This is a genomic window from Haliea sp. (assembly GCF_040222615.1).
In the GTDB taxonomy this organism is placed as follows: Bacteria; Pseudomonadota; Gammaproteobacteria; order Pseudomonadales; family Halieaceae; genus Haliea.
The window spans coordinates 1-11,573 of the sequence record NZ_JAVKCQ010000045.1 but is presented as its reverse complement, the minus strand read 5'-3'; the positions used below and the strand labels follow the sequence as shown (position 1 = coordinate 11,573).

9 protein-coding genes are annotated in these 11,573 nt (G+C 62.9%); 4 read left to right on the top strand and 5 right to left on the bottom strand.

All coding sequences use genetic code 11. From position 1 onward, the window contains the following. Nucleotides 1-107 precede the first annotated feature (107 nt). The 3 genes from RJQ10_RS04195 to RJQ10_RS04185 all read left to right on the top strand — a co-directional run bounded on the left by RJQ10_RS04195 (nt 108) and on the right by RJQ10_RS04185 (nt 4,844). Nucleotides 108-2,138 (top strand): TonB-dependent receptor domain-containing protein, encoded by a 2,031-nt coding sequence (locus tag RJQ10_RS04195; RefSeq protein ID WP_350143934.1) that lies wholly within the window; start codon nt 108-110, stop codon nt 2,136-2,138. Between the two features lie 11 nt (nt 2,139-2,149). Continuing rightward, the gene (locus RJQ10_RS04190; protein WP_350143933.1) at nt 2,150-3,409 is read left to right on the top strand and encodes a cyanophycinase; all 1,260 of its coding nucleotides are present in this window, start codon (nt 2,150-2,152) and stop codon (nt 3,407-3,409) included. 91 nt (nt 3,410-3,500) lie between these two features. Then, a complete protein-coding gene (locus RJQ10_RS04185) occupies nt 3,501-4,844 on the top strand; it encodes an L-cystine transporter (RefSeq protein ID WP_350143931.1) in 1,344 nt (447 codons plus the stop codon). Between the two features lie 20 nt (nt 4,845-4,864). Here RJQ10_RS04185 and RJQ10_RS04180 read toward each other — a convergent pair whose 3' ends face one another. Next, nucleotides 4,865-5,797, bottom strand: coding sequence for a GNAT family N-acetyltransferase (locus tag RJQ10_RS04180; protein ID WP_350143929.1), 933 nt, complete (start codon nt 5,795-5,797; stop codon nt 4,865-4,867). Between the two features lie 273 nt (nt 5,798-6,070). Here RJQ10_RS04180 and RJQ10_RS04175 point away from each other — a divergent pair, with 273 nt between their 5' ends. Beyond that, entirely contained in the window at nt 6,071-7,162 is a 1,092-nt protein-coding gene (locus tag RJQ10_RS04175; protein ID WP_350143927.1) for a Fic family protein, read from the top strand. 163 nt (nt 7,163-7,325) lie between these two features. Here RJQ10_RS04175 and RJQ10_RS04170 read toward each other — a convergent pair whose 3' ends face one another. The 4 genes from RJQ10_RS04170 to mnmA all read right to left on the bottom strand — a co-directional run. Then, nucleotides 7,326-8,459, bottom strand: coding sequence for a cupin domain-containing protein (locus RJQ10_RS04170; RefSeq protein WP_350143925.1), 1,134 nt, complete (start codon nt 8,457-8,459; stop codon nt 7,326-7,328). A 7-nt stretch (nt 8,460-8,466) separates the two neighbouring features. After that, on the bottom strand, nt 8,467-9,843 hold the full coding sequence (gene purB, locus RJQ10_RS04165; protein WP_350143923.1) for an adenylosuccinate lyase: 1,377 nt from the start codon (nt 9,841-9,843) through the stop codon (nt 8,467-8,469). Between the two features lie 29 nt (nt 9,844-9,872). Beyond that, the gene (hflD, locus tag RJQ10_RS04160) at nt 9,873-10,535 is read right to left on the bottom strand and encodes a high frequency lysogenization protein HflD (protein ID WP_350143921.1); all 663 of its coding nucleotides are present in this window, start codon (nt 10,533-10,535) and stop codon (nt 9,873-9,875) included. Beyond that, nucleotides 10,519-11,573 (bottom strand): tRNA 2-thiouridine(34) synthase MnmA (gene mnmA, locus RJQ10_RS04155; RefSeq protein WP_350143919.1); only part of this gene is annotated, 1,055 nt, incomplete at its 5' end. The genes mnmA and hflD, both read right to left, overlap by 17 nt.

Sequence of the window (11,573 nt, the reverse complement as noted above, 5' to 3'; positions counted from 1 at the left end):
CTGCTATCGCGAGAACCCGCATATCGACGCGCGCGACAGCGCGGTGCGGGCGGCGGAGTTGCTCGCGCGATGCCTCAATGAGGGCACGGTGCCGCGCATGGTGAGCCTTGTTTTTTACCTTCTTCGACCAGACAGAGGAGCCCGGAGACGGTGGCTGCGCCGCAGAGGACTTTGGCAGCGGTAACCTCGGCGAGTTCTGTGAGGTCGACAATAACCGCTTTGTCTCGGTGCTCGACGAGTACGAGAGCATCGGCGGGATGCTCACCTATGAGTTTACTCCCCGCGACGGTTTCCGCTGGTTCAATGAGGCGATCTACCAGAAGACGGATTCCAACGGCACCAGCTCTCCCGCCAACTTCTCGCGCACGCCGATCGACCCGGAGAGCCCGCTGTGGCCCGAGGCCCTGGTGGAGGACATGGTCGAGGAGGGCAGCTTTGAGGGGCTGGAGCAGTTCAGCGACTTCTACGGTTTCCCGATCTTCGCCTGGGGCAAGTTCCCCGAGCCGCGGGCGGTGAACGTGGAGTCGGAAACCCTGCGCCTGGTGTCCGGCATAGAGATGGATCTGAACGCCGGCTGGCAGCTGGAGTCGGCCCTGACCTACGGACGCAATGAATCCACCCAGCGCGGGATCTCCGGCCTGGTGGTGGCCGAGGCCTTCTACGATGCCAACCTGGGCAATCTCTGCACCGACGGCAGCCGTGTCGAGCGCTGGGACGTGAATCTGGTGCGCCCCAGCGCCAGCTTTGTCGGCAATACCTGCGAGGAGCAGGGCAAGACCACCCTGTGGTACAACCCTTTTGGCGGCCAGACCCAGCAGGCAGACGGTATCGATGAGGCCATTCGCACCACCGCGGAGCGCAACGGCAAGTCCGAATTGTTCGCGCTGGATGCGGTGGCGTCAGGGCCGGTATTCGACTTCAACGGCCGCACAGTGCAGCTGGCCGTGGGCGGTGAATGGCGCCGGGAGGAAGTGCGCGATACACCGGCGGGTGTGGCGGTGGCGACTACCTTCAACCCGGAACCGGTCCTGGGCTTCAGCTCGACCTCCGCTGATGCCGAGCGCGACCAGTGGGCCCTGTTTGCGGAATTCTATATTCCCCTGACGGACAATCTCGACCTGCAGCTGGCCGGTCGCTACGACGATTACGACAGCTTTGGCAGCGACTTCAATCCGAAGGTGTCCCTGCGCTACCAGCCGCTGGAGAGCCTGGTGTTCCGCGGTAACTATTCGACGTCCTTCCGCGCACCCTCGCTGGCCCAGGTCGGCGCGGGTACGCTGCTGAGCTCCTACACGGTTGACTGTCGGGAGACCCCCGCAGCCTGTGCCGGTGACGCCGCGGCCAGCGGCGAGGCCCTGCTCTCGGAGGACGTATCCAACGACGATCTGAATCCCGAGGAGGCCGATACCTGGGGTGCCGGTATGCTCATTACGCCGACCAATGACATCGACATCACCCTCGATTACTGGAATATCAGTTACGAGAACGTCATTGGCATCGACGAGGACGACTTCATCCGCCGCGCCCTGAACGGTGAATTTGCGGTTGTGGGTGGGGGCGAGCTCGCCACCGGCACGCCGGGCCTGGAGGTGGTCAACGGCTTCGTGGTCGACGCCCACTTCCAGCTGACGAATCTGGGCTTCGAGGATGTTCAGGGTGTGGACCTGACCTACACCCAGGTCCTGGACGCCGGCCCCGGCACCCTGACCTTTACCGCGGATATCACCTACTTGCTCGAGTTCGAGCGCCAGGCCTCCAGCGCATCCCCGGTAATCGACGAGGCTGGCGACTTCCGTTTTCCGGAGCTTTTGGCCAACGCCCGCCTGCGTTACAGCATCGATGCCTGGCGTGCCAGCCTCGGCGTACGCCATACCGATGGCTATCGCGATGATCCGACGCCGCGGACACTGGAAGCCGTGGGCCTGCCAGCGGACGCTCAAGTGGATGTGCCTTCCTGGACTGTCTGGGATATGAGCGTTGGCTACGACTTCAGTGATGCCAGCAATCTGTCACTCTCGGTGCGCAACCTGTTTGATCGCGAGCCGCCGACGGTCCTGGGGTTGTCCTCCAACGTGGACTACATCAACCACGATGCCATGGGTCGCTTCCTGACCCTGCGCTATACCCACAGCTTCTAGGAGTGATGCCGATGCGCTACTGGCGAATCCTGCTGCTGGTTCTACTGCCGGGCCTGGCTGTGCCAGTCCTCGGGGAAGCGCCGGCAGTGACATCGCCACCCTCGGTGGCGGCATCTGCAAAGGGCGGTCTGGTAATCGTAGGCGGAGCCCTGCGCCCGGACAATGAGGTGGTGCACCGTGCATTTATCGAACGTCTGCCAGCGGCAGGCCCTGTGGTGATTGTGCCGGTGGCCAGCGGCCAGCCAGCGACCAGTGCCGCGCGCTTCGCTGCCACGCTTCAGGGTTATGGCGTGGCCCCGGAACGGCTGGTCACCTTTCCGCTGGCGCTGCTGGATGATCCGGCGACTGAAGTGCTGGATGAAGGTAGCTGGGCCGACAATGCCTGGGACACTGCGCAGGTGGCTGCAGTGGCCGATGCCGCGGGCTTCTGGTTTACCGGCGGAGATCAGGTTCGTATCGTCAACGGCCTGCGCAAGGCCGACGGCAGTGCGTCCCCTCTGTTGAACCTGGTTAACGCGCGTCTGGCTGCGGGTGCCGTGGTGGGTGGGACCAGCGCTGGGGCGGCGATCATGAGCCAGCACATGATCGCGGGCGGCGACAGTTTTACGGCGCTGACGCAACCCATGGCCGAGCACTATGCGGCCACCGAGGAACAGGACAGCGGACGTCTGAGCCTACTGCCCGGCCTGGGATTCTTTACCGCCGGCATTGTCGATCAGCACTTTGATCGCAAGGCGCGGCTGGGACGGCTGGTTCGCGCCCTGGCCGCCACCGGCGCCGAGGCCGGTTTCGGTGTCGATGAAGACACCGCTCTGGTGGTCGATCTTGCGCAGGGGCGGGGGCGGGTGGTGGGCAGCGGCAGCGTAGTGCTGCTGGATGCCCGCAAGGCGGAGTTTGCGCCGGAGACCGGCCGCCTGGCGAGCGGCCTGCGTCTGGCGGTGGCCCACGATGGAGTGGAGATCGACCTGGCGAGCCAGCAACTGCTGAGCGGTCTGGGCAAACCGACGGTCGCAAACCCCTATTACAACCACCAGCCCCGTCACGGCGGTGGCATGGCCTTCGCCAATGCCCGCCTCGACCAGCTACTCGGACACGACCTGCTGGACAACCGCCGCAGCAAGGAGCTCAGGCGTCTGAGCCTCGACGGCGAGGGTGCTCTGGTGACCTACCGGTTCTACCAAACCGCCCGCAGCCAGGGCTACTGGGATGACAGCAACGGTGATCGCTACAGCGCCAGCGACGTCGGTTTCGATGTTCTGACCGGCCGTTAAAAGAGCCTTGTCCCTGTCCCGCTGGCGCGAGGGCCCGGGAGTCGTTACTGTTGCAGCTTGTTTTCGCTGACCTGCACCGGGAATTCTGCCCATGTACCCCGTGATCAATCTGATTCTGTTCCTCGCCCTGTGCGTGCTGCTGTTCCAGCTGCGGCAGCGGGGCTGGAAGCTGTCCCGGCAGATTCTGGCGGGGCTGGTGGCGGGTATGGTATTCGGGCTGGGTCTGCAGCTGTTCTACGGCACGCAGTCTGCTGCCGTGACCGCCACCCTGGAGTGGACCGGCGTGGTGGCCGCTGGTTACATCAGTCTGCTGCGCATGATCATCATGCCCCTCGTGCTGGTGATGATGATCGCGGCGGTCCTCAAGCTGCGCGAGGTCGCGGATCTCGGGCGCATCGGTGGTGCCATTGTTGGCCTGCTGATCGGGACTACGATGATTGCGGCGCTGGTGGGCATCCTGGTCACCGCCGCTTTCGGGCTCACCGCGGACAGCATTACCCAAGGTGCTCGCGAACTGGCTTCCGCCGAGGCACTGGCGCAGCGCTACGAAACCGTCGCCGGGCTCAGCCTGCCCGAGGTTCTGATAAGATTTGTGCCCGCCAATGTTTTTTACGACCTCACCGAGGCGCGGCCGACCTCGATCATCGCCGTGGTGCTGTTCGGTATCCTGTTTGGCATCGCTGCATTGGGCGTTGCCCGGGAGAGCCCCGAGCGCGGCGCGCAGATCGAGACCTTTGTGGAAACCACGCGCCTGATTGTGATGCGGCTGGTGCATCTGGTGATGGCCCTGACCCCCTATGGCATTCTGGCTCTGATTGGTGGCGTGGTGGCGAGTTCGGATGCCGGGGATATAGCGACGCTGTTGTCCTTCGTGGTTGCCTCGTATCTGGCGATTGCCATCATGTTTGCGGTCCACGCGATCCTGCTGTTCCTGCACGGAGTCGGCCTGCCGACCTATTTCCGCGCAGTGTGGCCGGTGCTGGCGTTTGCATTTACCTCGCGCAGTTCCGCGGCGACCATTCCGCTGAATGTGGAAACCCAGGTGGAATCCCTGCGAGTGGCAACGCCCATCGCCAATCTTTCCGCCACCCTGGGCGCGACCATTGGCCAGAATGGCTGTGCCGGGATCTACCCGGCCATGCTGGCGGTGATGATTGCGCCCTCCATGGGGCTGGATCCGTTGGCTTTGGATTTCATTGCGGGATTGATCGGGGTGATCGCGATCAGCTCGTTTGGGGTGGCGGGCGTGGGCGGCGGTGCGACTTTCGCCGCGCTGATCGTGCTGCCAGCGATGGGTTTCCCGGTGACGGTGGCCGCGGTGCTGATTTCCATCGAACCGCTGATCGATATGGCGCGCACCGCGCTCAATGTCAACGGCTCCATGACCGCGGGCGTGGTTACCCAGCGCTGGCTGGGCCGCAGTATCGCGAGGTAACGCCGAACAGCGCGCAATAACTACAGCGGTACACTGCGGAATTCGATATGCGGCGCGCTGTGTCGCCACAGTTCATTGAACAGCTCCAGGTAGTGCTCGGTTCTGGCCCTCGAATCGGGTTCGCAGAAGGCCGCCTTGTCAGCCTCAGCCGGTTTGCACAGCACGCCGCTGCGATCCTTGAGCACCAGGGTTTCCCCTTTCCAATCCGGGTGCTCGTTCAGCTGTTGCAACAGTATCGAGGAGGGCAGGCGCCGGGCCAGGGTCAGCAGGCGGTGGCCGCGCTGGATCATGGGGCGGTAGTCGCTGACCAGGATCCGCACCCGTGACTGTCGCGAGCGCCGGGCCAGCGCGCTGAGGGCATCGACGAGCGTGCGGTTGTCAAAGGCGCGGTGGTCCAGTTCCGGGCTCAGGATGCAGATTTCCCGGGAGGCGTCTGTCGTCAGGGCAATAGCCCATTCGGCGAAGGGTTGAGGGTATTCAATGCCGGCGGTGTAGACCTTGCCCAGCGGCGCCTGCAATGGCTGGCGCATGGCGATATGGGGAATGCCCGCTTCCGCGAAAGGCTCGCCCTCGGGCTCGAATCCGGCGCGGCGGTAAAACTCGGCCGCGTGTTGCTGGGCGTGAAGATACACTTCGGTCAGACCCTGGTCGCGGGCGGCGTTGACCAGCGCCTGCAGAATCGCAGCGCCGTAGCCGCGACCGCGCTGCGGAGCCAGTACCGCCATGCGACCGATCTTGCCTTCCGGCAGCAGCCGGCCGCAGGCGATGGGAACGCCGTCCAGGGTCCCCAGAACGTGCAGGGCGTCCTCGTCGCGGCCATCCCATTCGATCTCGCGCGGCACCTGCTGCTCGATGATAAATACCTGCTCGCGCAGTGCGCGCAAAATTTCCCGGTCCTGTGACCAGTCGGCAATGCGCAGTTGCAAGGGGGGTGTGGATGCTGTGGAGGTCATGTTCTCGCTGGTTCTGGCTCGAGTGCGGAGATTATAAGCCACGTTAACTGTTGCTCGCGAGTTGATCAGTGCTGTCTCCGGCGTAAGCCCTACCACAATCTGACCTACTGGGTGCCGAGTTCCAGCGCATGATCGCTGAAGCTGCCTCTAGCGGAGTGGCGCAGTGAGCGGCCAGCATCTGTATAGAAAAGCCGTGACAAATAAACAGGTCTCTGCCTAAATGTATAGAAATAAGCCATTTTCTATGCATGTTATTGTCCCGGGGCTGCAGCAATGATCGAACCCGCACTACCTCCGCTGGAAAGTCTGCCCCTGCAGCGCTTTGAAACTCCGGCGATGCTCAAAAAACTGGCTCTCGCCAGCCGCAAACTCGCCGAACTCAAGGGCGTGGCGGCAGCGATCCCCAACCAGGGCATACTGATCAATACCCTGGGCACACAGGAGGCCAAGGACAGCTCCGCCATTGAAAACATCGTCACCACCCACGACGACCTCTATCAGGACGATCTGTTTCCACAGGCCAGTAATGTCGCCGCCAAGGAGGTGCTGCGCTATCGCCAGGCGCTGCAGGCCGGTTTTCAGCAGGTCAAGCGCACCGGGCTGCTCACCACCAACCACATTATTCAGATCCAGGCCGAGCTGGAACAAAACAACGCGGGCCTGCGCAAGTTACCAGGTACAGCCCTCAAGGATGGCGCCGGTGAAACCGTCTATACCCCGCCCCAGAACCCCGACACCATCATTGCCCTGATGAGCGACCTGGAGCGTTTTGTCAACGACGATGCCCTGTACGATGTTGATTCCCTGATCAAAATGGCGCTGATTCACTATCAATTCGAAAGCATTCACCCCTTCTACGACGGCAATGGCCGCACCGGTCGCATTATCAATGTGCTCTACCTGGTCAAGCAGGGCCTGCTGAACATCCCTGTGCTCTACCTCAGCCGCCACATCGTCCAGACCAAGCCCGACTACTATCGGCTGCTGCAAGCCGTGCGGGACCGGGATGCTTGGGAAGAGTGGGTCTACTATATGCTGGAAGCCGTCGAGGCTACCGCCGGCGACACCATTGAAACCATCAATGCCATCCGCGTCGCGCTGCAGGAGGCCAAGCACAGTATCCGCGCCCGGTACAAATTCTATAGCCAGGACCTGATCAACAACCTCTTTACCCACCCCTATACCAAAATTGAGTATATCGAGCGCGACCTCAAGGTATCGCGACTCACCGCCACCAAATACCTTGACGCCCTCACCGAAGGCGGGTTTCTGCACAAGCAGAAGAAGGGGCGCAGCAACTACTACATCAACCTGGCACTCAACGGGATCCTGACCCGCGAATCAATGAAGAAAGGCAGTCAATAGTATCGCCAGAATACCTAAATCGACAGGGAGGCCAGGGACATCTGCCTATGTGGCCTGCACCCGAGCGCGAGACCGGTTGTTGGTGGCCAGTGTTGATCTCGCTTGTGAGTTTTTGGATGACATTGGATTGGACAAGTAAATACTCAGTTCTGATGGACTATGATCAGTTCTTTGTCGCCCCGCTCACTTCAAGAGCCCCTTCCCGAATCAGAAATTCCAGCAGTTCGGCACAGCCGGTGTCGGCCGGCAATGGCAGCACCCCGTCAGCGCAGAGCGTAACGAGCGGTTCCCGCACCTGCAGGCCAAACAAGTGGCTATTGCCATTGGCAAACACCCGGATATCCAAATCCAGGGCCTGCCAGGCAACCCGGGCGCCCGCCGCCAGTCGCGCATGGCTGCCCGCTTTATGCAGCGCTGAGCGCATCTGCCGCAGCTCGGGGCCAGCGGGTGGCTCAGCCTCTGTCTCGGTCACCAGCTCCCCGAACCAGCTGTTGTCCGCGCGGGTCGTGAGCAGTTCCCGCAGCTGCAGCAGTGCATTGTCGATATCGGCGCCGATGATTTCACCGGGTGCGCCGGTGGGGCTACGGCCTGCATCACCCAGCAGCAGGCTGGCAGGCAACTGCACCAAACGTGCGTCAATACAGCGCGATAACAGGTCCGCCATGCGCGGAGCCCTGAAGCCTATGGAAAAACAGGTGGAGTCGCCGACGGAAATGCCCCAGTGGGCCACGCCGGGCGGAATGTACAGTACGTCGCCGCACTGCAGGGTGTACTCTGCCTGGCAATCAAATTCCGCGAGAAGTTTCAGGTCCGGGTGTGGCAGCAGCGGCGTGCTGTCGTCACAGCGCTGGCCGATGCGCCAGATGCGTTCGCCCTCGCCCTGCAGCAAGAATACATCGTAGAGGTCATAGTGCGGGCCGATGCCGCCACCGTCGCTGGCGTAGCTGACCATGATATCGTCCAGGCGCCAAGCCGGTATGAAGCCCGCCAGCGCACGCAGCGCGGCTACCTCGTCCAGCAGCTGATCCACCCCCTGTACCAGCAGGGTCCAGGGGTGGCCGCGATCGAAGGCGCTGGCGGGGAAGGGACCGTGTTCCAGATGCCAGGCCGCAGCGCTTGCAGGCTCGCCGCGGCATTCGGCAATGCGCGATTCCACTTCCGTCTCCATGGCCAGCCCTGCGAGCTCTTCGGCGCTGACGGGCGGCACGAAATCCGGCACGGCGGCGCGCAGCAACAGCGGTTCCCGCTGCCAGTAGCGCGCCAGAAAGTCGCTCTGGTCCAGCACCAGCACCAGCACGGCGTGGCTAGTCCTCGCGGATGGCGCGGGCCTGGGCGGCCGCGTTGCCGGTATAGCTGGCGGGCGTCAAGGCCAGCAGTTGTTTCCGCACCTCCTTGGGCAGCGCCAGGCCAGTGATGAACTGCTCCAGGGTTTCCCGGGTCATCGCCTGGCCGCGGGTCAGCTCCTTGAGCTTTTCGTAGGGCTTCTCGATGCCGTAGCGGCGCATGACGGTCTGGATAGGCTCGGCGAGCACTTCCCAGCTGTGATCGAGATCTTCAGCCAGGCGCGCCTCGTTCAGCTGCAACTTGCCGATGCCCTTGAGGCTGGCCTCGTAGGCTATCAGGCTGTAGCCGAAACCCACGCCCATATTGCGCAGCACCGTGGAGTCGGTCAGGTCGCGCTGCCAGCGGCTGACCGGCAGCTTCGCGGCGAGATGCTGGAACACGGCATTGGCGAGGCCGAGGTTGCCCTCGGAGTTCTCGAAGTCGATCGGGTTGACCTTGTGCGGCATGGTGGAGGAGCCCACTTCGCCGGCGACGGTGCGCTGCTTGAAATAGCCCAGGGAGATATAGCCCCAGATATCCCGGTCCAGGTCCACCAGGATCGTGTTGAATCGGGCGATCCCGTCAAACAGCTCCGCCATGTAGTCGTGGGGTTCGATCTGGGTTGTGTAGGGGTTCCAGGTGAGTCCCAGGCCGCTGACGAAGGCTTCCGCGGTGGCCTGCCAGTCGATATCGGGATAGGCGGAGAGGTGGGCGTTATAGTTGCCCACTGCGCCGTTGATCTTGCCCAGGTACTCGATGGACTGCACTCGGTCCAGCTGCCGGCGCAAGCGCGCCACTACGTTGGCTATCTCCTTGCCCATGGTAGTGGGGCTGGCCGTCTGGCCGTGGGTTCGCGACAACATCGCCGCGTCGGCGTGAGTGGTCGCCAGGTCGGTCAGGGCCGTTATCAGCTGGTGCATGGTCGGCAGCATGACCTGCTCCATGCCATCGCGCAGCATCAGGGCATGGGACAAGTTGTTGATGTCTTCGGAAGTACAGGCGAAATGCACAAACTCGGAGATCGCCTCCAGTTCCGCATTGCCGGCAAAGCGCTCCTTGAGGAAATATTCCACTGCCTTGACGTCGTGATTGGTGGTCGTCTCGATATCCTTGATGTGGCGTGCGTCAACGGGGCTGAAATCGCTGGCGATGGCTTCCAGCACTGCAGTGGCGGCGGGGGACAAGGGCGGTACCTCCTCGATTCCCGGCATCCGCCCCAGTTGCTGCAGCCAGCGCACTTCGACCAGCACCCGGCGCTTGATCAGGCCATATTCGCTGAACACCTCGCGCAGGCTGGCGGTCTTGGCGCCGTAGCGACCGTCGATGGGGGATATCGCGGTGAGGGCAGAGAGATCCATGCTGTGCTCCAAAAAAACAGTTGGGAAAGTTAAATCACGTCCAGTTCGCGGGACAGTGCCTGCGCCCGCTGGCCGATGGCCCGGCGCTGCAGTACCAGTTTCCAGCGGCGGCCGCCAAGCTGGCGCCAGAGGAAGGTCGCACGGATGCCCGCCAGCAGCAGGGCGCGGATCATATCGGCTGTCTGGCGGTTTTGCAGGTGCTGGGCGCTGCCGCTGACCTTGATGCGAAACTTGAGGTTGCTCAGTGTGTCCTGGTAAATGCCGGATACGCTGTGGCAGATGTCGTTGGCGTGGGCGGCGAAATGCTCGGCGCGAAAACTGGCATGCTCAAGCCTTGAGCGCACCACCGCCATCATCGCGGTGTCCGCGGCAAATTTGCGCTCCAGATAGAGCAAATTGAAGATGTAACGCACCATGTCCCGCTGTTCCGGAGTGTGCTGGTTGTGCAATACCATGGCCAGCGTATCCAGCCCCAGCCTGATTCCCGCCAGCCCGCCATAAACCGATTCAACATTGTCTGCCTGAAAGGCAAACAGGCTGTGCAGCGACGCCTGCAGGAACTCCGGGGGGCAGGAGCCGGTGCGCGATACCTGGTCCACAAGACGCGCGGCCTGGGCGACGCCGGCCAGGGCCAGGGTTTGCTCATCCAGCGCGCTGCGCGGAGCATGACCGCCTTCAATCGGTGCGTTCAATGATGCCTCCGCCGAGACAGCGCTCACCGCTGTAGAACACCACCGATTGGCCGGGTGTGACAGCGCGCTGGGGTGTGTCGAAGTCTACCCGGCAGTCACCACTGTCGGCAGTTACGGTGCAGGCCTGGTCCTCCTGGCGATAGCGGACCTTGGCGGTACAGCGCAGGGGCAGGGCGGGAGGCTCACCGGCTATCCAGCACAGTTGACCCGCGGCCAGCCCGCTGCTGAACAGGGCCGGGTGTTCATTGCCCTGGGCCACCAGCAGGATGTTGCGTTGCAGGTCCTTGCCGACCACATACCAGGGTGCATCGTCGTGATTGGCGAGCCCGCCGATACCCAGGCCCTGGCGCTGGCCTTTGGTGTGGTACATCAGGCCCTGGTGGCGACCGAGGAGTTCCCCCTCGAGACTGTGAATGTCGCCGGGCTGGGCGGGCAGGTACTGTTGAAGGAAGTCCCGGAATCGACGTTCGCCGATAAAGCAGATGCCGGTGGAATCTTTCTTGTTGTGCGTCGCAAGGCCGTGCGCCTGCGCCAGGGCCCGCACCTCGGGCTTGGCGATCTCCCCGATCGGGAACAGGGTCTTCGCCAGTTCACGATGCCCAACGGCGTGCAGGAAATAGCTCTGGTCCTTGTTGTTGTCCAGGCCCCGCAGCAGGGTGGCCTTGCCCTCGCAGTCACCGCGTCGGGCGTAGTGGCCGGTGGCGATACAGTCGGCGCCCAGCATCAGGGCGTAGTCGAGGAAGGCGCGAAACTTGATCTCCCGGTTGCAGAGTATGTCCGGGTTCGGCGTGCGGCCGGCGCGGTACTCCGCGAGAAAATGCTCGAACACATGGTCCCAGTATTCAGCGGCAAAGTTGGCACCGTGCAGGGTGATGCCGAGCTTGTCCGCTACCGCCTGGGCATCGGCGTAATCTTGCTTGGCGGTGCAGTATTCGGTGCCGTCGTCCTCCTCCCAGTTCTTCATGAACAGGCCCTCCACCTGGAAGCCCTGTTCGCGCAGCAACAGGGCGGCGACCGAGGAGTCGACGCCGCCGGACA

Coding starts and splice junctions, on each gene's coding strand:
- RJQ10_RS04185 (WP_350143931.1), top strand. CDS start 3,501: ATGTACCCCGTGATCAATCTGATTCTGTTCCTCGCCCTGTGCGTGCTG.
- purB (WP_350143923.1), bottom strand. CDS start 9,843: ATGGATCTCTCTGCCCTCACCGCGATATCCCCCATCGACGGTCGCTAC.
- RJQ10_RS04175 (WP_350143927.1), top strand. CDS start 6,071: ATGATCGAACCCGCACTACCTCCGCTGGAAAGTCTGCCCCTGCAGCGC.
- RJQ10_RS04180 (WP_350143929.1), bottom strand. CDS start 5,797: ATGACCTCCACAGCATCCACACCCCCCTTGCAACTGCGCATTGCCGAC.
- RJQ10_RS04190 (WP_350143933.1), top strand. CDS start 2,150: ATGCGCTACTGGCGAATCCTGCTGCTGGTTCTACTGCCGGGCCTGGCT.